At 63.6% G+C, this 22,196-nt stretch carries 24 protein-coding genes; 9 read left to right on the top strand and 15 right to left on the bottom strand.

The features are described 5' to 3' along the window. Nucleotides 1–2: 2 nt before the first annotated feature. The 4 genes from ACTJKL_RS17205 to ACTJKL_RS17190 are packed head-to-tail and all read right to left on the bottom strand — an operon-like array spanning nucleotide 3 to nucleotide 3,853. Nucleotides 3–1,520, bottom strand: coding sequence for a tripartite tricarboxylate transporter permease (locus tag ACTJKL_RS17205; RefSeq protein ID WP_440853391.1), 1,518 nt, complete (start codon nucleotides 1,518–1,520; stop codon nucleotides 3–5). Nucleotide 1,521: 1 nt separating this feature from the next. Beyond that, complete coding sequence (locus tag ACTJKL_RS17200; protein ID WP_275597858.1) at nucleotides 1,522–2,406, bottom strand: NAD(P)-dependent oxidoreductase; 885 nt, start codon at nucleotides 2,404–2,406, stop codon at nucleotides 1,522–1,524. A 41-nt stretch (nucleotides 2,407–2,447) separates the two neighbouring features. Then, on the bottom strand, nucleotides 2,448–3,122 hold the full coding sequence (locus ACTJKL_RS17195; protein WP_100673151.1) for a 4-carboxy-4-hydroxy-2-oxoadipate aldolase/oxaloacetate decarboxylase: 675 nt from the start codon (nucleotides 3,120–3,122) through the stop codon (nucleotides 2,448–2,450). Next, nucleotides 3,119–3,853 (bottom strand): PIG-L deacetylase family protein, encoded by a 735-nt coding sequence (locus ACTJKL_RS17190; protein WP_100673241.1) that lies wholly within the window; start codon nucleotides 3,851–3,853, stop codon nucleotides 3,119–3,121. Before ACTJKL_RS17190 ends, ACTJKL_RS17195 begins: the two co-directional genes overlap by 4 nt. Before the next feature lie 112 nt (nucleotides 3,854–3,965). Here ACTJKL_RS17190 and ACTJKL_RS17185 point away from each other — a divergent pair, with 112 nt between their 5' ends. Then, nucleotides 3,966–5,204: a LysR substrate-binding domain-containing protein gene (locus tag ACTJKL_RS17185; RefSeq protein ID WP_440853390.1), complete on the top strand. Its 1,239-nt coding sequence runs from the start codon at nucleotides 3,966–3,968 to the stop codon at nucleotides 5,202–5,204. 26 nt (nucleotides 5,205–5,230) lie between these two features. Here the strand turns inward: ACTJKL_RS17185 and ACTJKL_RS17180 are convergent, their stop codons facing one another. Continuing rightward, on the bottom strand, nucleotides 5,231–5,785 hold the full coding sequence (locus ACTJKL_RS17180; RefSeq protein ID WP_100673153.1) for an RBBP9/YdeN family alpha/beta hydrolase: 555 nt from the start codon (nucleotides 5,783–5,785) through the stop codon (nucleotides 5,231–5,233). A gap of 164 nt (nucleotides 5,786–5,949) precedes the next feature. Here ACTJKL_RS17180 and ACTJKL_RS17175 point away from each other — a divergent pair, with 164 nt between their 5' ends. Further along, nucleotides 5,950–6,759 carry a DUF2189 domain-containing protein gene (locus ACTJKL_RS17175; protein ID WP_100673154.1) on the top strand — a complete coding sequence of 270 codons (810 nt, stop codon included), beginning with the start codon at nucleotides 5,950–5,952 and terminating at the stop codon, nucleotides 6,757–6,759. 63 nt (nucleotides 6,760–6,822) lie between these two features. On the opposite strand, the gene ACTJKL_RS17170 is transcribed toward ACTJKL_RS17175, so the two are convergent. The 7 genes from ACTJKL_RS17170 to ACTJKL_RS17140 form a co-directional block, all read right to left on the bottom strand. After that, nucleotides 6,823–7,128, bottom strand: coding sequence for a PilZ domain-containing protein (locus tag ACTJKL_RS17170; RefSeq protein WP_440853389.1), 306 nt, complete (start codon nucleotides 7,126–7,128; stop codon nucleotides 6,823–6,825). Between the two features lie 150 nt (nucleotides 7,129–7,278). Beyond that, nucleotides 7,279–8,586 (bottom strand): adenylosuccinate lyase, encoded by a 1,308-nt coding sequence (gene purB / locus ACTJKL_RS17165; protein WP_018095067.1) that lies wholly within the window; start codon nucleotides 8,584–8,586, stop codon nucleotides 7,279–7,281. A 63-nt stretch (nucleotides 8,587–8,649) separates the two neighbouring features. Beyond that, nucleotides 8,650–9,207: a hypothetical protein gene (locus ACTJKL_RS17160; RefSeq protein WP_100673157.1), complete on the bottom strand. Its 558-nt coding sequence runs from the start codon at nucleotides 9,205–9,207 to the stop codon at nucleotides 8,650–8,652. Beyond that, nucleotides 9,207–9,944 carry a DUF2259 domain-containing protein gene (locus ACTJKL_RS17155; RefSeq protein WP_440853388.1) on the bottom strand — a complete coding sequence of 246 codons (738 nt, stop codon included), beginning with the start codon at nucleotides 9,942–9,944 and terminating at the stop codon, nucleotides 9,207–9,209. Before ACTJKL_RS17155 ends, ACTJKL_RS17160 begins: the two co-directional genes overlap by 1 nt. Then, nucleotides 9,941–10,621, bottom strand: coding sequence for a ribulose-phosphate 3-epimerase (gene rpe / locus ACTJKL_RS17150; RefSeq protein WP_275597864.1), 681 nt, complete (start codon nucleotides 10,619–10,621; stop codon nucleotides 9,941–9,943). The genes ACTJKL_RS17155 and rpe overlap by 4 nt, the downstream gene beginning before the upstream one ends. A gap of 62 nt (nucleotides 10,622–10,683) precedes the next feature. Then, nucleotides 10,684–11,691 carry a P1 family peptidase gene (locus tag ACTJKL_RS17145; protein WP_440853387.1) on the bottom strand — a complete coding sequence of 336 codons (1,008 nt, stop codon included), beginning with the start codon at nucleotides 11,689–11,691 and terminating at the stop codon, nucleotides 10,684–10,686. Next, on the bottom strand, nucleotides 11,688–12,776 hold the full coding sequence (locus ACTJKL_RS17140; protein ID WP_440853386.1) for a branched-chain amino acid ABC transporter substrate-binding protein: 1,089 nt from the start codon (nucleotides 12,774–12,776) through the stop codon (nucleotides 11,688–11,690). The genes ACTJKL_RS17145 and ACTJKL_RS17140 overlap by 4 nt, the downstream gene beginning before the upstream one ends. Nucleotides 12,777–12,935: 159 nt before the next feature. Between ACTJKL_RS17140 and ACTJKL_RS17135 the strand changes: the two genes are divergently transcribed. Genes ACTJKL_RS17135 through ACTJKL_RS17105 form a run of 7 tightly spaced genes read left to right on the top strand, consistent with a single transcriptional unit; the run spans nucleotide 12,936 to nucleotide 18,718 of the window. After that, nucleotides 12,936–13,463, top strand: a complete 528-nt coding sequence (locus tag ACTJKL_RS17135; protein WP_018095061.1) for a flavin reductase family protein — start codon at nucleotides 12,936–12,938, stop codon at nucleotides 13,461–13,463. 24 nt (nucleotides 13,464–13,487) lie between these two features. After that, a complete protein-coding gene (locus ACTJKL_RS17130; RefSeq protein WP_440853385.1) occupies nucleotides 13,488–14,417 on the top strand; it encodes an AAA family ATPase in 930 nt (309 codons plus the stop codon). 5 nt (nucleotides 14,418–14,422) lie between these two features. After that, complete coding sequence (locus ACTJKL_RS17125; RefSeq protein WP_100673161.1) at nucleotides 14,423–15,685, top strand: vWA domain-containing protein; 1,263 nt, start codon at nucleotides 14,423–14,425, stop codon at nucleotides 15,683–15,685. 55 nt (nucleotides 15,686–15,740) lie between these two features. After that, complete coding sequence (locus ACTJKL_RS17120) at nucleotides 15,741–16,073, top strand: XdhC family protein (protein ID WP_018095058.1); 333 nt, start codon at nucleotides 15,741–15,743, stop codon at nucleotides 16,071–16,073. Between the two features lie 3 nt (nucleotides 16,074–16,076). Continuing rightward, a complete protein-coding gene (locus ACTJKL_RS17115) occupies nucleotides 16,077–16,784 on the top strand; it encodes an XdhC family protein (protein ID WP_440853384.1) in 708 nt (235 codons plus the stop codon). Further along, nucleotides 16,781–18,397 (top strand): NTP transferase domain-containing protein, encoded by a 1,617-nt coding sequence (locus ACTJKL_RS17110; protein ID WP_440853383.1) that lies wholly within the window; start codon nucleotides 16,781–16,783, stop codon nucleotides 18,395–18,397. The genes ACTJKL_RS17115 and ACTJKL_RS17110 overlap by 4 nt, the downstream gene beginning before the upstream one ends. A 3-nt stretch (nucleotides 18,398–18,400) precedes the next feature. Then, nucleotides 18,401–18,718: a TfoX/Sxy family protein gene (locus tag ACTJKL_RS17105; protein ID WP_100673164.1), complete on the top strand. Its 318-nt coding sequence runs from the start codon at nucleotides 18,401–18,403 to the stop codon at nucleotides 18,716–18,718. 15 nt (nucleotides 18,719–18,733) lie between these two features. On the opposite strand, the gene ACTJKL_RS17100 is transcribed toward ACTJKL_RS17105, so the two are convergent. From ACTJKL_RS17100 to ACTJKL_RS17090, 3 genes are all read right to left on the bottom strand, one after another. Continuing rightward, nucleotides 18,734–19,141 (bottom strand): NUDIX hydrolase, encoded by a 408-nt coding sequence (locus ACTJKL_RS17100; RefSeq protein ID WP_100673165.1) that lies wholly within the window; start codon nucleotides 19,139–19,141, stop codon nucleotides 18,734–18,736. 10 nt (nucleotides 19,142–19,151) lie between these two features. After that, on the bottom strand, nucleotides 19,152–20,651 hold the full coding sequence (locus ACTJKL_RS17095; protein WP_100673166.1) for a DEAD/DEAH box helicase: 1,500 nt from the start codon (nucleotides 20,649–20,651) through the stop codon (nucleotides 19,152–19,154). A 199-nt stretch (nucleotides 20,652–20,850) separates the two neighbouring features. Continuing rightward, the gene (locus ACTJKL_RS17090; RefSeq protein ID WP_440853382.1) at nucleotides 20,851–22,176 is read right to left on the bottom strand and encodes a M23 family metallopeptidase; all 1,326 of its coding nucleotides are present in this window, start codon (nucleotides 22,174–22,176) and stop codon (nucleotides 20,851–20,853) included. Nucleotides 22,177–22,196: the final 20 nt, after the last annotated feature.

Genomic DNA, 22,196 nt, shown 5'->3' with positions numbered 1-22,196 from the left:
TTTCAACGGACAGTGCAGTCCGCCGTTTCTTCGGTCCGCGCACTGGCGCGGCGCGCCTGGATCCGTCGCCAAAGCGGCGTCAGCAGGCTGACGAGGCTCAGGATGAGGAAGATCAGGCTGATCGGATCGGTGACGAAGATCGTGTAGTCGCCTTGCGAGGACACGAGCGCGGTACGATAGTTCGACTCCACCAGATAGCCGAGTACCATAGCCAGAATGACGGGGGCGACCGGGAAGCGGAGCTTCTTCATCAGATAGCCGACGACTCCGAACCCGAGCATCAGGTAGACGTCGAACATCAGGTTGCGGATGGCGAAGGCGCCGAGAACGGCAAAGGCCATGATGCCGACGGCGATCACCGCGTCGGGCAACCGCATTACCCGGGCCATGAGCGGCAGGAAAAGAGAGCCCGCGGCATATTGCACCAGCGACGCGATGATTGTCCCGAAAAGGATCGCATAGACCAGCGACGGCGCCTCGTTGAAGAGCTGCGGACCGGGATGTAGGCCGTGCATAATGAGTGCGCCGACCATGATCGCGGTCGTCGGGGAACCGGGGACACCGAGCGCAAGGAGGGGCACGAGTGCGCCGCCGACCGTGGCGTTGTTGGCGGCTTCAGGTGCCGCGATGCCGTTTGCGGAGCCATTGCCGAACTCTTCGGGATGGCAGTCCCGGGCGCGGGCATAATCGCGGGCGACCCAGCAGGCGATGTTGCCGCCGACACCGGGAAGAATTCCGAGCAGGGTGCCGATGACCGAACCGGAGAGCATGGAGCGCCAGGTTTCCTTCCACAGGGCCGCTGACATGAACACGTGGCCGACCTTGTCCTTGATGGACGGCGCAGACACCACGCGGCTCTCGACCATCGCGAGCGCTTCCGACACGGCGAAGAGGCCGATGAGTGCCGCCAGAAACGGTACGCCCTCATAGAGCTGGAAAAGTCCGAAGGTGAAGCGCGGCGTGCCGGCGATCGGATCTATGCCCACCGTCGCCAGCGCAAGACCGAAGGCGGCACAGGCAAGACCCTTCACCAGCGAACCACCGGACAGTGCCGCGACCGAGCTCAGGCCGAACACGCCGACGGCGAAGTACCCGGCCGGTCCGAACTTCAACGCCAGCGAGGCGAGCGGCATGGCCAGCAGCAGCAGCGCAAGCCCGCCGAGAACCCCGCCGACGGTGGAGGCAGTCAGCGAAATCGAGATCGCCTCGTTCGCCTTGCCCTGTCGAGCCATGGAATAGCCGTCGATCGCGGTCGCCGCAGCGGCGGCCGTGCCCGGGGTCGACAGGAGGATAGCGCTGATAGAGCCGCCGTATTCGGCTGAGGTATAGAGCGAGATCATCAGCAGCATGCTGAGCTCGGGGCCGAGATTGTAGGTGAACGGGATGAGCAGGCTCAATCCGATCGACGGACCAAGTCCGGGCAGGGCGCCGATGACGATCCCGAGCAGGGCCCCGGTGACGAGTACGGCAACGCCGGAAAGGCTGAAGATGACGCCGAGCGACTGTAAGATACCGTCCATCTCAACTGTCCTTCGCCAGGCGGCGTGCGAGCACCGGCACGAAACCGCGATAGCCGTCATTTACGGAGAGCCCCTGATCCTTCATCGCCGCATGAGCGGCAGCGATCGTCTCGCAGGCAGCCCGCGACATGGGGGCGTTCAGTCCGAGCGATTCGATCGTCTCGGCTGCTTCGGTCATCTCTGTCACGCGACGGGCGCCGTGCTCGAAGGTTCGGGACAGGTAATAGTCGGCCACATTCCGCCAGTCGAGGCCGGGAAAGGTCTCCTGGACCGAATCAAGAATGCGCTCGGTAACGCCGGCCCGCTCCGCCGAGGACAGAGCTTCGATCAGCAGGGCCTCGACACCTTTGATCATCACCGAACGGATCATCTTCAGCGACGAAGCCTGGCCCGGGGTATCGCCGACCGCTTCGAGGTTCATGCCGAGCGCGTTCAGGCGCCCCGCCACCTCGACGGCACGCTTGCCCGCGACGAGGATCGGAACCTTCTCGGCATAGGGTGGCACGCGCGCCATGACGGCGCCTTCCACGAAGCTGCCCTTCCCGGTAGCGATCGCGCCGGCTGCGAGGGCCTTGGTGTCCGGCCCGACGGAGTTGAGGTCGATGAAGACCGCCTCGCCGGAAAGATGCGGCGCCGCCGAGGCGGCGACGGCCTTCGTCGCGGCACCGACGACGAGCGACAGGACGACATCCGCGGAAGCAATGCCGGCCACGTCGTCGAGCGGTTCGACACCGAGTTCCGCCGCTCTTGCCCGCAGGGCGTCGGAAGCAGCCGGGTCGTTGAAGCGCAAATCGTAAGCGGCGAGCCGTGCGGCGTTCCGGCCGCCAAGCCCACCGGCGATGGACTGCGCAGCCTCGCCGAAGCCGATGAATGCAATCGTGGTCATTCGTCCTCCCTGCGGAAATGGCTCCTGCGCCATCTCCCGCTTCAATCGATGTATTTCAGTCCTTTGGCTGCGAGTGCGCCGCGCATGTCGTAGATGTCCAGTCCCAGTTCGCCGGCGGCCAGCCGCTCACGCGTCTTGCGCTCCTTCTCAAGCCTCGCGCGCGAGGCCGCGACGGCTTGTTCTGCCTGCGCTTTCGGCACGACCATGACCCCGTCGTCGTCGGCGATGACGACATCGCCGGGGGCCACGGTGGCGCCTGCGCAGACGATCGGCACGTTGACCGAACCAAGCGTCGCCTTCACCGTTCCCTGTGCCGAGACGAACCGTGACCAGACGGGAAAGCCGATTTCCTCCAATTCGCTGACGTCCCGGACCCCGGCCTCGATGATCAGACCGCGCACGCCACGCACCATAAGGGAGGTTGCAAGCAATTCGCCGAAATAGCCGGCGTCGCACAGCGAGGTCGGTGCGACCACGAGAATGTCGCCTTCGCGGCACTGCTCGACCGCCACATGGATCATCCAGTTGTCGGCAGGCGGTATCGAGACCGTCACCGCCGTACCCGCCACGCGCGCCCCGCGCCAGACGGGGCGCATATAGGACTGCATCAGGCCGGTGCGGCCCATCGCCTCGTGGACCGTCGCGACGCCGCACTCCGCCAGGGCATCGACAAGGCTCTGACCGGTCCGCTCGATATTTCGGTGAACGACGCTCATGCCAGCGCTCCATGTCCTAGTGTACCGGTGACATGCGGAAAGACGGCCTCGTAGGCCTCTCCATAGGTGATCTTGTAGTCGGAATTGCGCGAGGCCTGGACGCCTCGCTGGAGGGCGACACGGGTATAATATTCCCAGAGATGCTCTTGTCCCTCCATGCACTTGATCGCCGCCAGTTTCTTCTCCCAGACATCGGTGATGTCGAGCAGCAAGTTTGGCTTCCAATTGCATTGTTCCGGCTGGTGCGGCTCGAAGAGATAGACAGGCGGGGCGCCGAGTACAGGCGTGCCGGGCTTGTGCCCATGCGCCTGGGCTATGACACGCGCATGCTGCGCAAAGTCGGTCGCCATCGGGTGATCGAAGTTATAAGGGTCCTGCCGCGAGTGCGTCAGCATGAACTCCGGGCGTATTTCGCGGTAGAGGTCCACCAGCCGATCGAAGGCTTCCGGCGTCACCTGCATGGGGTAGTCGCCGAGATCGTAGAACAGGATATCGCGAACGCCGAGCGCCTTCGCGGCGTTTTCCGCCTCGCGCCGACGGTCCGCCTTCACGGCCTCGAGAGTCATTCCCGACTTCTTCCAGAGCTTCGCCGACTCGCCGCGCTCGCCGAAGGACAGGCAAACGACTGTGACTGCATAACCCTGTCTTGCGTGGGCGGCGATCGCGCCGCCAGCCCTCCAGACGAAGTCGGCCGAATGAGCGCTGACGACGAGTCCGGTCTTTTGATGCATATCCATGCTCCTTCATTCTTCGGAGTGGACACTGGCATCCGACAGGGCCCGAGTGCTAATACGAAAGCCGAGCCGAGCTATAGTTTTTTTCGAATCTGCCTCCGGAGCACAGATGATCGCAATGGATATCAACATCCGGCATCTGCGGGTCTTCATGCAGGTCTGCGAGACGGGCAGCCTCAACCGCGCGGCCGCCGAGCTGCACATTTCACAACCCGCCGTCTCGGTGGCGCTCGCGGGGATCGAGCGCCGCTTCGGCGCGAAACTCCTGTCGCGCTATGCTGCCGGCAGTCAGCCGACGGCGGCCGGCGAGGTTCTCTTGACGCGGATACGCCGCATGGAGAACCAGATCGCATTGGCGCTGGCCGAGCTCTTCGGCATGAGTTCGCAGCGCGATCCGACGCTGGTCGCCAAATGTATCGCGCGAATAACCTTTCGGCAGATCGAGGCGCTGATCGCCCTTTCCGGCAACGGTTCCATCACCGAGGCGGCGCGCAGCGGCGGCGGCTCGCCGGCGGCGCTGCACCGGGCATTGCATGACCTGCAGACCAATATCGGCAGGGCCATCCTCATGCGCAGCCCGGCCGGCGTTGCGCCGAATACACTAGGCCGCCGCCTCGCGATGCGCTGGCAGGTGGCCCTCACCGAACTGGAGCAGGCGCTGGATGAAATCCGCGAAATCGAAGGGCGAATGGAGGGGCGGATCAAGATTGCAAGTCTTCCGCTTGCGCGCACCCTGTTGATTGCGCGCGCCGTCAACCCCCTTATGGCGGAGCACCCGAATGCCCGGGTGGAAGTCATGGATGGCTCCTACGAGGCTCTGTCGCAGCAGTTGCGCACCGGCGCGAGCGACATTCTGATCGGAGCGCTGCGTTCGGGCAGCGACCTCGAGGGGTTGCGGGCGGAGCCCCTTTTCGAGGACCCCTACGCGGTGGTCGGACGATTCGGGCACCCGCTTCTCAACAGCAGCGGAAAGGGTGCATCACTTGACCAGCTCGCCGCCCAGCAATGGGTCGCCCAGCGTCCCGGCACGCCTATACGCGCCGCCTTCGATGCGCTTTTTGCTGGTTGCGGGGACGCGCCAAGGGCGAGTATCGAGACGAGCTCGCTCGTTCTCACGCGTGGCATCATTCTGGAAAGCGACCGGCTGTCGATGCTCTCTCGCCGCCAGATCGCCATCGAGGAAAGAGAAAATCTCCTTGGCTGCATTCCGGTCGCCGATGAGGTGCGCAGCCGGCTCCGGACGCGCACGATCGGTGTCACCGTTCGGGAGAACTGGTTGCCGAGCAGGCTTCAGAAGACCTTTCTCGAATACCTGCGTGTGGCGGCAGCGGGTCTCCGCCAGGCGTGAGTTGCGGCGTCCAACGCTGACGTGTCCTACGCCCGCAGGCGGCTCAGGAACTGGGCGAAGACCATCGAACCTTCCGGCCAGGGGCCGTGGCCGGACTCCGTATTGATGTGGCCGGCGTCGCCGGCATCGACGAGCAGCGATCCCCAGGCGTTGGCGATGTCGCCGGCGTGCTCGTAGGAGCCGAAGGAATCGTTGCGGCTGGCCACCATGATCGACGGGAAGGGCAGGGGATCGCGCGGATAGGGGCCGAAGGTCATCAGGTGCTTCGGCCGGATATTCGGGTTGGCGACGTCCGGCGGCGCAACCAGGAATGCGCCGGCAATCTGCCGCGTGCAGTGAGGCAGTGCGTGGATCGCCGTGGCAACGCCGAGCGAATGCGCGACAATGACGACCGGCTTCTCTGCGGCATTGACCTCCTCGATCATGCGCGCCACCCAATCCTCCCGCACCGGCTTCGACCATTCTGCCTGCTCGACGCGGCGCGCGGTCGACAGTTTACGCTCCCATCGGGTCTGCCAATGGTTCGGGCCCGAGTTGGTGTAGCCGGGAACGATGAGGATATGTGTTTCGGAAACCTTCATGATCGTCGCGATTTGAAGTCGAAAAAGGCCGAAGTCAAGGCGGAGGCGACAGAGGCGGCATTTTCTGTATAATCACACTCACAGTCGCGGTTCGACAGCGGCCCATCTTTTAACACCACTGTCGCGGGTCCGTGGCTGCTCTGGTTCGTTGAGGAGTGTGAGCCATGACAACCTTCCATGTTCTGTCGGGGGCAGATCCGACCGTCGCGCATCCCGGCATACGAAAGATTGGCATTGCGGATGTGTTCGACGCGTTGCGTCTCGGGCTGGATGACTTCCGGGAAAAGCCGTCGCATTATGTTTTTCTGTGCCTCATATATCCAATCGCCGGCGTCGTGCTGATGACGTGGAGTGCGGGAGCGAACATGTTGCCGCTGCTCTATCCGCTCGCTTCCGGCTTTGCCCTCATCGGGCCTGTTGCTGCCATCGCCCTCTACGAGGTCAGCAGGCGTCGCGAACTCGGCATGGACGCGCGGTGGCCGCACGCAATGCGGCTGCATCGCCATCCGGCAATCCCGTCGATCCTCGCGGTTGCCGCTGTCCTCTTCGTCATCTTCGTCGTCTGGCTTCTGGTCGCCCAGGGTCTTTATCTAACGATCTTCGGTTCGACGCCTCCGGCTTCGATCTCGGAGTTCTGGACCAGTGTGACCACCACCGAGCAGGGGTGGAACCTGATCCTGGTCGGCAATCTTGTCGGCTTCGTCTTTGCCGTCGTCGTGCTGTCGATAAGCGTCGTCACCTTCCCGCTGCTCCTAGATCGCGACGTCGGTGCGCTGACGGCGATGGAAACATCGGTCAGAGCGACGCTCGCCAATCCGGTGCCGGTGGCCCTATGGGGCTTGATCATCGCCGCCGGACTGGTGATCGGCTCCATCCCGGTCTTCGTCGGCCTTGCCGTCATCATGCCGATCTTCGGCCACGCGACGTGGCATCTCTACCGCAAGCTGGTGGAACCGGCCGGTCCGGCGCGATAGGTCTCCCGCTCGAGCGGGGAGTTGGGAGCGACCGCCTCAACATCCCGCTCGGATCGCCACTGATCAGCGAAAGAACTTGTAATAGGATGAGATCTGGGCTGCCGTGTTCGAGGACAGGTTCAGCTTGATGCCGAACCTGTCGCCGCGGACCCAGCGCACCATGCCGGAGAGAAAGCCGAGCTCCTCGCTCCGGATCGTCACTTCCTGACCGGTCCGCGCGCCGATATCGAAGAACAGCCTGAAGCAGATGCCTTCGTCGGAAAGATCGACCACAATCCCGTTGGTCGAACCTGTCTTGCAAGTGACGGTCCCGGTTATCTTCGTCTTTTCGCGCGAAGAGGCGCGCTGAAGGCTGTCCTTGTAAACCATGGTTTTCTCGAAACCTGATTGCGACAGCTGCAAGCTTCACATGGAGCACCTAAAGGACCGCTAAAGACTTCGCCCGCATTTGAACGAAGGACGTCAAATGCGGGCCATGGAAAACGTGCGCCATTCCGGGATCAGCGGTTTCCGTTCTACCTAGACGGAACCGAAAACCCGCCGGAAGATCGTGTCGACGTGCTTGGTATGATAGCCGAGGTCGAATTTCTCCCGGATGTCCTCTTCGGAAAGAGCTGCACGGACTTCCGTGTCAGCGAGCAGTTCTTCGAGGAAGTCCTTGCCCTGTTCCCAGACCTTCATGGCATTCCGCTGTACGAGCCGGTAGGCATCCTCGCGCGAAACACCGGCCTGGGTGAGGGCGAGAAGAACACGCTGCGAGTGAACAAGTCCGCGGAACTTGTTCATATTCTTCAACATATTGTCCGGGTAGACGAGAAGCTTGTCGATGACGCCGGTCAGCCGGGCCAGCGCGAAATCGAGCGTGACCGTCGCATCCGGACCGATCATGCGCTCGACCGACGAATGCGAGATATCGCGTTCGTGCCACAGGGCGACGTTTTCCATGGCCGGAACGACGAAGGCGCGGACCATGCGGGAGAGTCCCGTCAGGTTCTCCGTGAGCACCGGATTGCGCTTGTGAGGCATGGCGGAAGAGCCCTTCTGGCCCGGCGAGAAATATTCCTCCGCCTCCAGAACCTCGGTGCGCTGCAAATGCCGGATCTCGGTTGCAAGACGCTCGATGGAGGAGGCGACGACGCCGAGCGTTGCGAAATACATCGCGTGGCGATCGCGCGGGATCACCTGAGTCGAGACGGGTTCAGCCTTGAGGCCGAGTGCTTCTGCTACATGTTCCTCGACGCGGGGATCGATATTGGCGAAGGTGCCGACCGCTCCGGAAATGGCGCAGGTCGCGATCTCTTCGCGTGCAGCGAGAAGGCGCTGCTTGCAGCGGTCGAACTCCGCATAGGCAAGCGCGAGCTTGACGCCGAAGGTCGTCGGCTCGGCGTGAATGCCGTGCGAACGGCCGATGGTCACCGTGTCCTTGTGCTCGAAGGCACGCCGTTTCAGCGCCTCGAGCAGCTTGTCGAGATCGGCGAGCAGGAGATCGGTCGCGCGGACGAGCTGAACGTTGAAGCAGGTGTCCAGCACGTCGGAAGAGGTCATGCCCTGATGGATGAAGCGGCTGTCGGGGCCGACGAATTCCGCAAGATGGGTGAGGAAGGCGATGACATCGTGCTTGGTGACGGCTTCGATCTCATCGATGCGGGCGACGTCGAAGGTTGCCGCGCCGCCCTTTTCCCATATGGTCTTTGCAGCTTCCTTGGGGATCACGCCGATTTCGGCCAAGGCGTCGCAGGCATGCGCCTCGATCTCGAACCAGATGCGGAACTTGGTTTCCGGCGACCAGATGGCCACCATTTCCGGCCGGGAGTAACGGGAGATCATGGGCTTCAAGCTTTCGTCGAGAGTGGAGGATGGCTGTGCCTCTATCAAAGATGGCGGTGAAGCTCAACGCCGTTGCCGCGCGTCCGATCGCGCGAGCAGCAGACTCGTTGCCACGAGCGCGACGGCACCGAGCGGCAGATAAAGGCGGACGCCGAGGACCAGAAACTGGTAGAAGGCGGCCAGCGACGTGAACGCGAACTGGAACATCCAGGTGGGAGTCCCGGTCGTCGCATGCCACTGCGCATAGAAAGCGCGGTAGTCGAGCGCGAACAGGAATGCCGTCGTTCCGATCGTGCCGGCGGTGAGACACAGGAAAAAGGCCGAAAAGCGTGTCTCGACCGGTCGGTTCTGCGACAGGCAACGGGCGGCAAATAGCGAGAGCGGCCATGCGATGAGGCCGCCCCATGCGTAAAGCGCGAGGATGCTTTTCAGGTGGAAGGTGGCGTCATTTTCCCGCCACCAAAGTGCAAGCCACGCCGAGAGCGCCATCGCGAAGCCCCAGCAGAGCGCGCCCAGGATCGCTTCCCGCAGGCTCGGAACCGAATGCGCGAGACGGAAGCGCTTCGGCCGGTCCGGGGCTGCGACGAGCACCTTTGCCCGGACCGCGGCCTTCCCCTCCATCAACCGGGAATCCGCACCGGTACCGCGATCCAGCGGCCGTCGGTGGTGCCCTCGAAGCCGAGCGACTCGACCAGGATCATCACTGCATGGACCTCGGAGCCATCGGCCTTGACATGGGTCACGACGCCGTCGATGCGGTAGCTCGTCGGGCAACGCCGGCTCAGTGGGATCCGCTGATCGTCTTCGAGTATTTCCGCTGCGGGTTTTCCGGCCTTCTCGGTCATCGTCAGACGGAAGCCTTTGACCTCTTTCAGAAAGCCCTCGCAAATCCCTTCCGGTTCGAAGACCTTCTCTTCGAGCTTGAGCGTATAAACCTTGCGGAACGATGCATCGGCGGGAAATGAGGAATAGGTCAGTGTGCGCGGCTCTGCATCGAGCTCGGTCACAGGATTATAGGCGGCGAGCACTCCCGGCGTGTGGTGGAGACGATAGGCATCGATGAGCGGCGCAGAGCGCCTGTGCGCTTCACCGCGCGCCGTGTGCAGATCGGCTCCGTCCTCTTCCGCAACGGCGCGCACGGGCGCGCCTGGCAGGAAGGCGTCGGTATTGGTGTCGAGAACGTAGATCGTCGAATAGGGAAAGCCGGAGCCGTCCTGGATACCGTATTCCTCGAAGGCGAAGACATCGCCATCCGATGAAAAGCCGATCGGTTGGAAGGCGGCATAGTCACCGGCCGCGGCACCGGCCGCGGCAAGCATCGCCACCATGATGCCGGCAGTTGCTGCGCGCGCCTTCATCCGCGTGCCTTCTCCGCCTGTGTGCGGAGCAATTCGATGGCGCTTCGATACGCATCGACGGAATCGCCCTTGAAGATGGCGGAGCCGGCGACCAGCACATTGGCGCCCGCTTTCGCTGCGACGCCGGCCGTATCCGGCGCGATACCGCCATCCACCTCGATCTCGATCGGGCGACTGCCGATCATTGCCTTGATCCGCCGGATCTTCTCCTCCGTCGCGCCGATGAACTTCTGGCCGCCGAAGCCAGGATTGACCGTCATCACGAGAACGAGATCGACGGTGTCGAGGACATATTCGATGGCGCTTTCCGGCGTCGCCGGATTGATGGAGACGCCGGCTTTCTTTCCGAGCGACTTCACAGTCTGCAGTGAGCGGTGCAAATGCGGGCCTGCTTCGGCATGGACAGTTATGATGTCGCAACCGGCCTTCGCGAAGGCTTCGAGGAAGGGATCGGCCGGCGCGATCATCAGGTGGCAGTCGAAGGTTGCCCGGGTGTGCGGGCGCAGCGACTTGATGACGTCGGGCCCGAAGGTGATGTTCGGTACGAAATGTCCATCCATGACATCGAGATGGATCCAGTCTGCGCCGGCCTCGGCGACGTCGCGAACCTCCTGGCCGAGTTTGGAGAAGTCGGCCGCCAGGATCGACGGGGCAATGCGAATTGGGTGGGTCATCATCGGGCTCCGGCTCTTTCCCGCGCCATAGCATTCTCGGGCCTCCCGAACAACCGGCGCGAAGATCAGGAGCGTGAGGACCAGGCAGGTGTCAGATCGTCTCCGGCATCTCGTGCATCATGGACGCCGCGCGCGATCGCACGGGCCATCGTGGCGGCTGCCGCGGCGCTGAGATCGATGAAATCCTGAAGCAGCGGCGTCTTTCCGGCCGTGCCCGTCGAAAGCGCGAAGACCAGATCGCCGTCAAGAGGCGTATGAGAGGGCCACAGGGCACGCGAAAAGCCGTCATGGGCCGCGATCGCCAGACGCTTGGTCTCCGCCTTGGTGAGCAGCGCATCGGTGGCTATGACTGCGATGGTCGTGTTCGTCCCCGACGCTTGCCGCTCCCGAAATTTGAAGCGCGGGGTAGCGGCGTCCTGCGGCCAGGGCGTGGGCTGGCCCAGCCCGCCGAACTCGTCGTCTATCTCGAAGGGTGCAGCCCAGAAATGAGGTGTGTCGCCGACGGTCGCGGAGCCGACGGCATTCACGGCCACGAGGGCGCCGACAGTGATCCCATTGGCCAGCACCGTCGACGCGGAGCCGAGACCGCCCTTGAAGGTCGCCGTAAGCGCGCCCGTGCCTGCGCCGGTGCTGCCGGTGCCGAAGTCCGCCGATACCGCTCGCGCCGCTTCGTAGCCGAGATCGCGATAGGGAGCGTAGCGTCCCCAATCCTTGTCGCCGCCATTTGCCAGATCGAAGAGGATCGCCGCGGGCACGATCGGCACACGATGCGGGCCGACGGCGAAACCGCGCCCCATCTCGCGCAGCGCCGCCTGAACGCCCGAGGCGGCATCGAGGCCGAAGGCCGAGCCACCGGAGAGCACGATCGCGTCGACCACCTGGACCGTATTGTGGGGCGCAAGCAGCTCGGTCTCGCGCGTACCGGGAGCGCCACCGAGAACCTGAACGGCGGCCGTCGCCGGCGGATCGCAAAGCACGGCCGTAACCCCGGATTTCAGCCTGACATCCTCAGCATTGCCGACCAGCAATCCTGGCACGTCCGTGATGAGATTTCTGGCCCCTTTCCGCATCATTCCATATTGTCCGTAACGGTTGCATCGACGAAACGCCCGTCCTGCCATCGCATCAGCCTGTAAGGGGTTTCGGCAAGCTCGTGCGCATTGTTGAACCCGATCGGCCCGAGCACCGTCGGATAGGGTCCTTTCGTCAGGGCATCCGCAAGCGAGCTGCCGTCTTTTGCCGCCTGGTCCTTTGCCTGCTCGAGGAGCGACACTGCGGCAAAGGCGGGCAAAACATATCCCTCGGGCTCGATCTCGGCGGCGCGCATGGCCTTTGCCACCGCCGCAGCCTCCGACGATCGTGCGGGGTCGGGTATCGTCATGGCAAGGACGCCGTTCTCGAGCGGCACGTCGAGATCGGCAGCGTTCAGCGTGTCGCCGCCAAAAAGGGTTATCGGGACGTTTTCCGCTTTCGCGTCACGCGCAATCACCGCCGTATCGTTGCGATCGCCTCCGGTGAAGACATGCGTTGCACCGCTCTTCGCCAGTCGCCGCACGAGGCTCACCTGCTGCTCCTGCGAGGGGCGGTAGGTGTCGGTGAAAACCGGCGTTATGCCGATCTCGGCCAACCCGTTGCGCACGCTTTCGACAAGCTCGCGGCTGTGGATCGTCCCGTCGTCGATCAGAGCGAGCGGCCTGCCTTTCCAGTTCGCGACGATGGCATCGGTGATCGCCGCCGCTTCAGCGTTGCCGCCCGGCGCCAGGCGATAGAACGGCCATTCCTTCTTGAGTGCGTCCTCCATGAGGATGTCGGAACGGACGCTGACGGTGATCGCCGGAATGCCGGCTTCGGCCAGGGCCGGCAGCGCGGCCTCAAGGCTCTCGGTGCACAGAAAGCCGATCGCCGCTTCAGCGCCGCTTGCAAGCAGGGCCTTCGTCAGCGCCTCGCCACCGGCAGGATCGCAGGTTTCGTTGATCGGGATCACCTGGCTTCCGCGGTCGCCGGTCTGGAATGCTGCCCCGGCAGAAATCTGCCTGCCGAGGGAGGCGAAAGGCCCTTCCTCGGGAGCCACGACCGCGACCTTAACGCCGGCAGCGAAAGCAGGACCGGTCAGCGCAAGTGCAGCGACAAAGAGGCTGGTGGCGATTGATCTAGGCATGTCATTTCCCGCTATCGACCGCCATGTTTTAAGGATGTGGGCGCGCCCGTCAAAGGAAAAGATCGAGGCATAACGAGGCTTTGTCGCCGCATCGATTGCAAGCGCCGCTGATCCGCAAGATTCTCGCATCGCCGGGTTTCATATTTTCCGCGAGAGTCTATGTATGTGCGAGATATCGTTCCGGAGCGAGATGTGTTGGAGAAGACCCGGCTGGACCCGATAACCTACCGTGATGCGATGAGCCGCATGTCGTCGCATGTGCAGCTGATTACGGCGGCCGATGGCAAGGAGCGGCGTGGCGTCACGATTACCGCGTCCTGTTCGGTGTCGGACGATCCGCCGACAGTGCTCGCTTGCCTCAACGCAGCCAACCGGCGCAACGACATCTTCTCGCGTGGCGGCAGTTTCGCGCTGAACCTGCTCGGCTCCCAGCATCACGCCCTGGCTCACGCCTTTTCTGGCCGCGACCAGCTCGACATGGAACGACGTTTTGCCCTCGGCCGGTGGACGCAGCGCACGACCGGTGCACCCATCCTCGTCGAGGCGATCGCTGCCTTCGACTGCCGCCTGATCGAAGTCAAGGAAGTGGCCACACATCTCATCCTTATCGGCGAGGTCGTGGATGTGCAGCTCGGCCCGAAGCAGCCACCGCTCATTTATGTGGACCGCGGATATCACACGCTATAGGTTTTCGTCCACGCGGGAGGAAGCATGGCGAGACAGGTGACAGGAAAGCTGCCTCAGTCCATCGACGAGACGAGGGCGATGCTGGAGGCGCAGGATTATCTCGCCGGAACCGCGCTTGCGACCGTTCTCTTCCTGGCCCTCAGGATGAAGCGCCCGCTATTCCTCGAAGGCGAGGCCGGCGTCGGCAAGACCGAGATCGCCAAGGTGCTGGCGCGCGCCCTCGACCGGCCCCTTATCCGGCTTCAGTGCTACGAGGGACTTGACGTCGCCTCGGCCGTCTACGAATGGAACTATCCCGCCCAAATGCTGGAAATCCGCCTGTCGGAAGCGGCGGGCACCGTCGACCGCCAGAGAGTGGAAAGCGACATCTTTTCCGAGCGGTTCCTCATAAGACGGCCGGTGCTGCAGGCGATATCGACGACGGCCGGGCGGGCGCCGGTGTTCCTGATCGACGAGCTCGACCGCACCGACGAAGCTTTCGAGGCTTTTCTCCTGGAGGTGCTTTCCGATTTCCAGGTCACAATCCCCGAGCTTGGGACGATCAGGGCCGACGAGCCGCCGATCGTCATCATCACCACCAACCGGACCCGCGAAATCCACGACGCCTTGAAGAGGCGCTGTCTCTATCACTGGGTCGACTACCCCAGGGCGACGCAGGAACTGGAGATCATCCGCCGCAAGGTCCCGGGCTGCAACGCGGCGCTTTCGCGCGAGATCGTTGCCTATGTTCAGAGGTTGAGGGCGCTCGACCTCTTCAAGAACCCCGGCGTCGCGGAAACGATCGACTGGGCCACGGCACTCACGGAGCTCGACGCGCTGGCTCTCGATCCCGAAACAGTCGCCGATACGCTCGGGACGCTTCTCAAATATCAGGACGACATCGCCCGGATCGAAGGTGCCGAAGGCCGCCGCCTGCTTGCCGAGGTGAAGGCCGAATTGCTGGCGCAGGGCTGAGCAGGATGACCGCCGGAGCCCATGCGAATGATGGAAGGCTCGCCGATAATATCGTCTTCTTCGCCCGTGCCCTCAGGCGGGCGGGACTGCGGATCGGTCCGGCCGCCATCGCCGATGCGATCGGTGCCGTGAAGCTGATCGGCATCGGCTCCCGCGGCGAATTCTATGCAGCGCTCCAATGCACCTTCGTCAAGCGGCATGAAGACCAGGCCGTATTCGACGAGGCTTTCCGGCTGTTCTGGCGCTCGCCGGATCTGGTGAACAAGATGATCGCGCTCATGTCCCCCATTGCCATGCCCCGTTCCGGGGAGGATCGGCGTCGGCGCGCCGGCGAAGAACGCGTCCGTGATGCGCTTCTTGCCGGCCGGGACGGCGCGCAGCAGCCAAGCGAAGCGCCGGAGGTGGAGGTCGACGCACGCTACACGGTCTCGGGCCGCGAACTCTTCCGCAAGGCGGATTTCGGCCAGATGACGGCCGCGGAGATCGCGGAGGCAAGAAAGGCATTGTCCGCAATCCTGCTGCCGCTCGACCGGGTACGCACGCGCCGCTATCGACGGTCCCACCGCCCGGTGCGGATCGATCCGCGCTCCACCATGCGAGATGCCATGCGGTTCGGCGGGGACTTCATCCTGCCGCGCTTTCGCGAGCCCCGGCTCGTCCATCCGCCATTGGTCGTGCTTGCGGACATTTCCGGATCGATGAGCAAGTATACCCGGATATTCCTGCATTTTCTGCACGCCCTGACCGAACAGCGCCATCGCGTCCATACTTTCCTTTTCGGGACGCGGTTGACGAATGTCACGAGGCAGATGCGCAACCGCGACCCCGACGAGGCGCTGGACGACTGCATAGCGGCAGTCAAGGACTGGTCGGGCGGCACGCGTATCGGAGAGACGCTTCACGAATTCAACCGCCGTTGGTCGCGCCGGGTGCTCGGGCAGGGGGCCGTTGTCCTCTTGATGACCGACGGGCTCGAGCGCGACGATACGGCCGAACTGGAGATCGAGATCGATCGCCTGCATCGCTCCTGCCGCCGTCTCGTCTGGCTCAATCCGCTGCTGCGTTTCGATGGTTTCGAGGCGCGCGCCCGAGGCGTCAGGGCCATGCTTCCGCATGTCGACGAGTTCCGCCCGATCCACAACCTCGAATCCGTCGCCGATCTGGTGAAATCGCTGTCCGGGCGCGGAGCGCGCGATGCCGATCCGCGGCGCTTCCTGAACCATGGACGGCCGGCCGTTGACCGCGCGCCGGCGAATGCGTCACAGTGATGTGACTTGATCCGATGCAGGATCATCGCCTGAGTGCAATTTTCGGAGTTGCAGCATGCAGAACGAGCCGAACATCCTCGATCCTCTGGAGGTGGCCGAGACCTGGCACGGCCAAGGTCGCTCCGTGGCTCTCGCGACCGTGATCGAAACCTGGGGTTCGGCGCCCCGTCCCGTCGGCAGCCATCTGGTGATCGACGGCGAAGGCAATTTTCAGGGTTCCGTTTCCGGCGGCTGCGTCGAGGGCGCGGTTATTGCGGAGGCGGCCGAGGTGATTGCGTCCGGTACGCCGCGGGTTCTCGAATTCGGAGTGGCCGATGAGACGGCTTGGCGCGTCGGCCTTTCCTGCGGTGGCCGGATCCGCGTCTATGTCGAACGAATTGACGGCTGAACGATGGAACTGAGCACACTGCAGACACTTAATCTCGCCCGTGCGTCGCGGCGCGCCGCCGTCGTCGTCGGCGATCTTTCGGACGGCAGCAGTCAGGCTTTTGTCGAAGGCGATCGCATTCCGCCCGAATGGGTCGCGTCCGTCTCCGAAGCGCTGCACTCGGGCCGGCCCCGTCTTCTGAAGGTCGAGGAAAGGGCGTTTTTCATCAACGTTCATCTGCCGCCCCCACGTATCGTCGCGATCGGCGCGGTTCACATTTCGCAGGCATTGGCGCGTCTGGCGCCGGTCGCAGGTTTCGACATGGCGGTCATCGATCCGCGTACCGCCTTTGCAACGGCCGAGCGTTTCCATGGCGTCGAGCTTCTTGCAGACTGGCCCGAAGACGTTCTGCCCGCTCGACCGCTCGACCGCTATACGGCACTCGCCGCTCTCACGCATGATCCGAAGATCGATGACTATCCGATCAGCGCGGCGCTGGAAGCGGGATGCTTCTATGTCGGCGCGCTTGGCAGCCGCAAAACCCATGCGGCTCGGACCGAACGCCTGCAGGCGCAAGGGGTGCAGGGGGAGGCGATCGCACGTATCAACGCCCCGATCGGCCTCGATATAGGTGCCGCGAGCCCGGCCGAGATTGCGGTTGCCGTGCTGGCGGAAATCATCGGGGCGCTGCGGCGTCGCGACGTGAACCTGCCGGTGGAGGGGGCCAAGTGAGGTTCGGACCCGTGCGGCTCGCCGATGCCGAAGGCGCTCTCCTGGGCCATTCGGTAAAGATCGGCACCATGAAACTGGCGAAGGGGCATCGCCTGAGCGCCGAAGATGTCGCGGCACTTGCCGAAGCGGATCTTACGGAAGTCATTGTCGCGAGGCTCGAGCCGGACGACCTGGCGGAGGACGAAGCCGCGGCGCGCATAGCTGCGGCAATCGCCCCGGATCATCTGCGATTCTCGCGGGCTGCCACGGGCCGGGTCAACGTCTATGCTACCGTTGCCGGTCTTTTCGTTGCCAATCGCGCCGTCGTCGATCAGCTGAACCGTATAGATCCGGCGATCACGCTCGCCTGCCTTGCCGATCATGTTGCCGTCGACGCGGGCGACATGGTGGCTACGATCAAGATCATCCCGCTGGCCGTGCAGCAAGCGCTCGTGGAGCGAGCGCAGGCACTGCTTCGGGCGGATCTGGCCTTCGAAGTCAAGCCGTTCACGCCGCGGCGCGCGGCCCTGGTGGCGACCGAGCTGCCTTCGTTGAAGGGCCAGGTGATGGACAAGACGCGCGCCGTTCTCACCGCAAGGCTCCTGCAATCCGGCAGCCGCCTCCATAGCGAGCAACGCGTGGCCCACACCACCGAAGCGGTCGCCGCCGCGATCTCGGACGCTGCCGTTTCGCACGACCTGATCATCGTCTTCGGCGCTTCGGCCGTGGCTGATCCGGACGATGTGATCCCTGCCGCCATCCGGCGCGCGGGCGGCGTCGTAGAACACGTCGGAATGCCGGTCGACCCGGGCAATCTGCTCGTGCTCGGGCGGCTAGGGGATATTCCGGTCCTGGGTGCTCCCGGATGTGCACGAAGCCCGCGAGAAAACGGCTTCGACTGGATTCTCGATCGATTGATCGCGGGCGAGTGGCCGAGCAATGCCGACATTACCGGGCTCGGCGTCGGCGGATTGCTCAAGGAAATCCCGACGCGTCCGCAGCCTCGGGAAGGCACCGGCGGCAAGCGGCCGGGTCCCGTCTGGATCGTGGTGCTCGCAGCCGGCCAGGCGAGCCGGATGGGGCCGGATGGCCGCCACAAGCTGCTTGCGGAGTTCGAGGGCATGCCGCTCGTGCGCCGGTCGGTGGAAACCGCCATCGCCGCGGCTCCGGGCAGAGTGATCGTGGTAACAGGGCATCGGGAGGCGGAGATCCGGGCGGCACTCGCGGGGCTGCAGGCCACATTCGTCTCGAACCCCGATTACCCGAGCGGGATGGCGGCTTCGCTGATTGCGGGTCTCTCCGCCCTCGATGCCGACGCCGGCGGCATGCTCGTCATGCTTGCCGACATGCCGGGCATCACTTCGGCACACCTGGCGAAGTTGATCGCTGCCTTTGAATCCGAATCCGGCCGTGCCGTGGTGCGTGCCGTCGCCGACGGGCAGCGCGGCAACCCGGTCATTCTGCCGAAGGAGACCTTCCATGCCGTCCGTCAGCTCGTCGGCGACGTCGGGGCGAGGCACATCGTCGAGCGCTGCGGCTTGCCGGTGATCGACGTCGAACTCGGTGCTGCGGCGCGTCTTGATCTCGACACGCCGGAGGCGATAGTGGCTGCCGGCGGGCTATTGAGGGATTGAGCGATGGACAATGCGGCAATCGAGGAGATTTTCGAAACACTCGGCCCGGTCAAGATTCGCCGCATGTTCGGCGGCAAGGGCATCTATTTCGACGGCATCATTCTTGCGTTGGAAGTGAACGGCGAAATTCTTTTGAAGGGCGATGCCGAATCGGCGCCGGCGCTCGAGGAAGCAGGCGCGCGGCAGTGGACCTATGAAGGCAAGGGCAAGCCGGTGAAAATGCCCTATTGGAGCATCCCCGAGCCGGCTTGGGACGACCCGGATGAAATGGCGCGCTGGGTTGGACTTGCCTATGCGGCCGCGCTCAGGGCGAAAAAGTAGGGTGAGTGGCGGGGTTCAGGCGAGCGCCCGCACCGCATCAGCCGCAAATCGGGAGAGAGGCTGGGGCAGGGCGGTCAGGTCGAACCAGCGGATGTCGGAGAGCTTGTCCGGCTCGGTGAGACGCGGCTCGCCGGAAAAATTTTCCGTCACATAGATCAGCGAGATCCAATGTTGCCGATCGGCTTCGATCATCTGTTCGCTGATGCATAGAAAGCGGGTCGAATGGATGGAAAGGCCACTTTCCTCCTCCGCCTCGCGTCGGGCCGCATCCTGCGCGAGCTCCATATGATCGACTTTACCGCCGACGATGCTCCAGTGACCGGCTTCCGGCGCCTTCAGGCGTCGGCAAAGGAGGATCTTTCCATCCCGCAGGATTGCCAGACCGCAGCCGAGACCGGGGAAATCGATACCGGGCAGTGCCATCAGCGGAGAATCAGGCCTTGCCCATGATCAGCATGAAGGCCGGAATGTCGTCACCGAAACCGACCGGCGTCGGACCGTCGTCATGATCGCGGCGGTTGCGCTGGCGACGGTCGCGATTGTCGTCATTGGCTGCATTCTGCGCGCGGCCGGGACGGTCGCTACGGCCGTTATGACGATCCTTGCTGTCGGCATTGCGTTCGATCTTCACCGCGTCGACCCTTTCCGGGACTGTTTCGAGTTCTTCTGTATTATTGCCTGAAGCCGTGACAGGTTTGCGATCGGCGTGAACCTTGCCGGGACGCTCCCTCTTCCGATCCTTGCGCCCGTCGCTGCCGCGGTCGCGACGGCTGTCGTGGCTCTCCATCGGCTCGGGCAATTCCGAAAGGTCGCCGTTGAACCATTCGACCTTCTGGCCGATCAGTTTCTCGATGGCATCGGAAAACTTCGTCTCGCGCTTCGTGATGATCGTGAAAGCGGCGCCGGAGCGGCCAGCACGGCCCGTTCGGCCGATGCGGTGGACATAGTCTTCAGCGTGGATCGGCACGTCGAAATTGAAGACATGGCTGACGTCGGGAATGTCGAGCCCTCGCGCCGCGACGTCGGAGGCGACCAGCAGCTTGATGTTGCCGTCCTTGAAATTGGCGAGCATGGCCATGCGTGAACGCTGATCCATGTCGCCGTGCAGCGCGCCGACCGAAAAGCCATGGCGATCGAGCGAGCGGAAGAGTTCGGCGACATCCTTCTTGCGATTGCAGAAGATGATCGCGTTCTTCAAATCCTCCTGGGACCGAATGAGTTCACGAAGCACCGCGCGCTTCTCGTAGTCCTTGCCGTGTGCGGCTACGAAACGCTGCGTAACGGTTATGGCCGTCGAGGACCGGCGCGCCACCTCGAGCCGCTCCGGATTCTGCAGGAAGCGATCCGCAAGCTTCTGGATTTCGGGCGGCATGGTCGCGGAGAAGAACAAGGTCTGGCGCGTGAAGGGAATGAGCTTCGCGATTCGCTCGATGTCGGGAATGAAGCCCATGTCGAGCATGCGGTCGGCTTCGTCGATGACGAGGATCTCGACTCCGGTCATCAGGAGCTTGCCGCGCTCGCAATGGTCGAGCAGGCGGCCGGGCGTGCAGATCAGCACATCGGCGCCACGCTCGAGCTTGCGGTCCTGCTCGTCGAAGGAAACTCCACCGATCAGAAGCGCGATGTTGAGCTTGTGATTCTTGCCGTATTTGTCGAAGTTCTCGGCAACCTGCGCAGCGAGTTCGCGCGTCGGCTCGAGGATCAGAGTACGCGGCATGCGTGCGCGTGCGCGTCCCTTTTCCAGAAGGGTCAGCATCGGCAGCACGAAGGATGCGGTCTTGCCGGTTCCGGTCTGGGCGATGCCGAGAATGTCGCGGCGCTGAAGCGCCGGCGGGATGGCACCAACCTGAATCGGTGTCGGTATCGTGTAGCCCGCATCGGTAACTGCGGAGAGAACTTTCTGGCTCAGGCCAAGGTCAGCGAAATTGGTCAAAGGGGAAACTGTTTCCGTTCCGGTTCTGATGAACTCTGATCGATCGTTGGAAAATGCAGCAGCATGTGGCGGCGCTCATACGACCAAAGGCGCCGAAAGTCAAGAAATCCAGCACGTTGAAACACTGGAAGTTGAATCCGCCCGATTCTCATGCTTTTCGCGTCAGGCGCGGGAGAGGTAGCGGCCCGCACGCCCATTGTCAATCGAGATAGCCGGCGAGCTCCGTTCCGGCCCTCAGGAAGCGCGCCGGATCGACGGCGTGCCCGTTCAGGCGAACCTCGTAATGAAGATGCGGTCCCGTCGACCGTCCGGTACTTCCCGACTTGGCAATGACCGCGTCTGCCTTCACCACATCGCCGACATCGACCAGAATTGCCGACAGATGTGCATAGCGGGTCGACACGCCGTTGCCGTGATCGATTTCGATCATGTTTCCATAGCCGCCCGCAGACCCCGCGGCCGTTACGGTGCCATCGGCGGTCGCGCGGACTCGCGTGCCGGTCGGTGCGCGAAAGTCCGTCCCCGCGTGCAGCGCCGGACGGCCGAGAAACGGATCCAAGCGATTTCCGAAGCCGCTGGAGACATCGGCTGCCGGTGCCGGGCTGGCGAGAGGAAGTCTTTTTGCTGCGTCACGGGTCTGCTCGAGCTCCAGGAGAGCAGTATCGAGACCGACCAGGAACCGATCGAATACGTCTCCGTCCTGCGGTTCGACGAAGGGACCGCCGACACCGGCTTCCGCGACCGTATCCGTGGCGAGCGCTTCGTCGGCTGCGGGAAGCGTGAAACCGGTATCCTCCACGATCGCCCTGATCGTCGCGGACGTCCTTAGTGCGCTGTCCGTCATCTGCCGGAGATGCGCCATCTGTTCGCGCTCCACGCCCTTAAGCGAAAGCGTAACATTGGAAAACACCCGGTCGGCCCGGTCGGAAGCGCTTTCGCCATCCACATTCCCGGAGGAGACGGGTGCATAGCCGAGTACGGCGGAGCGGGGAGGCCGGTCATCATCCTTGCCGGCAATACCCATGATCGTCTCGATGGCCTTGACGCCGCTCCGAGCTTCTGCGCGCCCGTCATAGGCCAGCGGTTCCGTCGCCGGCAGAGGGTTTTGCTGTCCGGCATGATCAAGGGCCGTACCGTTTTCCGGGAGTGCGCCGAACTGGCCGCTTCTCAAGGTCAGTGCCAGCTGCCGCTGCAGAAGCTTCTCGACCTTCTGCTCGACAACCTGCTGATCCAGCAATTGCCGGCTCGTGACACGGTCCACCTGCGCTCGCAGTGCAGCGATCCGGTCCTCGTATTCATGCTGCATGCGCGCCTGCCGTGCGATCGTTCCGCCGATCAGGTCGTCGCGAAGCACCAGATACGTGGTTGCGGCGAGATATCCTGTGCCGAACATTCCCAGGAAACAGATGGCCAGGGTCGTCATCCATGGGCGGACAGTCATGTGCCGGACCCTGTCGCCGCTCGCCAGGATCAGGACGTGACTTTGCCTGCGTTTGCCGAAGGCGTTTACCGAACCAACAGACACCACATCACCCCCGCCGATGC

Origin of the sequence: Sinorhizobium sp. 22678, assembly GCF_052044265.1 — a bacterium.
Lineage (GTDB): Bacteria > Pseudomonadota > Alphaproteobacteria > Rhizobiales > Rhizobiaceae > Sinorhizobium > Sinorhizobium meliloti_A.
Note: the sequence above shows the minus strand (reverse complement) of the source record. Positions and strands in the feature narration are given on the sequence as shown.

Coding starts and splice junctions, on each gene's coding strand:
- ACTJKL_RS17190 (WP_100673241.1), bottom strand. CDS start 3,853: ATGCATCAAAAGACCGGACTCGTCGTCAGCGCTCATTCGGCCGACTTC.
- ACTJKL_RS17100 (WP_100673165.1), bottom strand. CDS start 19,141: ATGGCACTGCCCGGTATCGATTTCCCCGGTCTCGGCTGCGGTCTGGCA.
- ACTJKL_RS17145 (WP_440853387.1), bottom strand. CDS start 11,691: ATGATGCGGAAAGGGGCCAGAAATCTCATCACGGACGTGCCAGGATTG.
- ACTJKL_RS17155 (WP_440853388.1), bottom strand. CDS start 9,944: ATGAAGGCGCGCGCAGCAACTGCCGGCATCATGGTGGCGATGCTTGCC.
- ACTJKL_RS17185 (WP_440853390.1), top strand. CDS start 3,966: ATGATCGCAATGGATATCAACATCCGGCATCTGCGGGTCTTCATGCAG.
- rpe (WP_275597864.1), bottom strand. CDS start 10,621: ATGATGACCCACCCAATTCGCATTGCCCCGTCGATCCTGGCGGCCGAC.
- ACTJKL_RS17175 (WP_100673154.1), top strand. CDS start 5,950: ATGACAACCTTCCATGTTCTGTCGGGGGCAGATCCGACCGTCGCGCAT.
- ACTJKL_RS17160 (WP_100673157.1), bottom strand. CDS start 9,207: ATGGAGGGGAAGGCCGCGGTCCGGGCAAAGGTGCTCGTCGCAGCCCCG.
- ACTJKL_RS17170 (WP_440853389.1), bottom strand. CDS start 7,128: ATGGTTTACAAGGACAGCCTTCAGCGCGCCTCTTCGCGCGAAAAGACG.
- ACTJKL_RS17115 (WP_440853384.1), top strand. CDS start 16,077: ATGGAACTGAGCACACTGCAGACACTTAATCTCGCCCGTGCGTCGCGG.
- ACTJKL_RS17205 (WP_440853391.1), bottom strand. CDS start 1,520: ATGGACGGTATCTTACAGTCGCTCGGCGTCATCTTCAGCCTTTCCGGC.
- purB (WP_018095067.1), bottom strand. CDS start 8,586: ATGATCTCCCGTTACTCCCGGCCGGAAATGGTGGCCATCTGGTCGCCG.
- ACTJKL_RS17140 (WP_440853386.1), bottom strand. CDS start 12,776: ATGCCTAGATCAATCGCCACCAGCCTCTTTGTCGCTGCACTTGCGCTG.
- ACTJKL_RS17135 (WP_018095061.1), top strand. CDS start 12,936: ATGTATGTGCGAGATATCGTTCCGGAGCGAGATGTGTTGGAGAAGACC.
- ACTJKL_RS17195 (WP_100673151.1), bottom strand. CDS start 3,122: ATGAGCGTCGTTCACCGAAATATCGAGCGGACCGGTCAGAGCCTTGTC.
- ACTJKL_RS17200 (WP_275597858.1), bottom strand. CDS start 2,406: ATGACCACGATTGCATTCATCGGCTTCGGCGAGGCTGCGCAGTCCATC.
- ACTJKL_RS17130 (WP_440853385.1), top strand. CDS start 13,488: ATGGCGAGACAGGTGACAGGAAAGCTGCCTCAGTCCATCGACGAGACG.
- ACTJKL_RS17180 (WP_100673153.1), bottom strand. CDS start 5,785: ATGAAGGTTTCCGAAACACATATCCTCATCGTTCCCGGCTACACCAAC.
- ACTJKL_RS17105 (WP_100673164.1), top strand. CDS start 18,401: ATGGACAATGCGGCAATCGAGGAGATTTTCGAAACACTCGGCCCGGTC.
- ACTJKL_RS17125 (WP_100673161.1), top strand. CDS start 14,423: ATGACCGCCGGAGCCCATGCGAATGATGGAAGGCTCGCCGATAATATC.
- ACTJKL_RS17120 (WP_018095058.1), top strand. CDS start 15,741: ATGCAGAACGAGCCGAACATCCTCGATCCTCTGGAGGTGGCCGAGACC.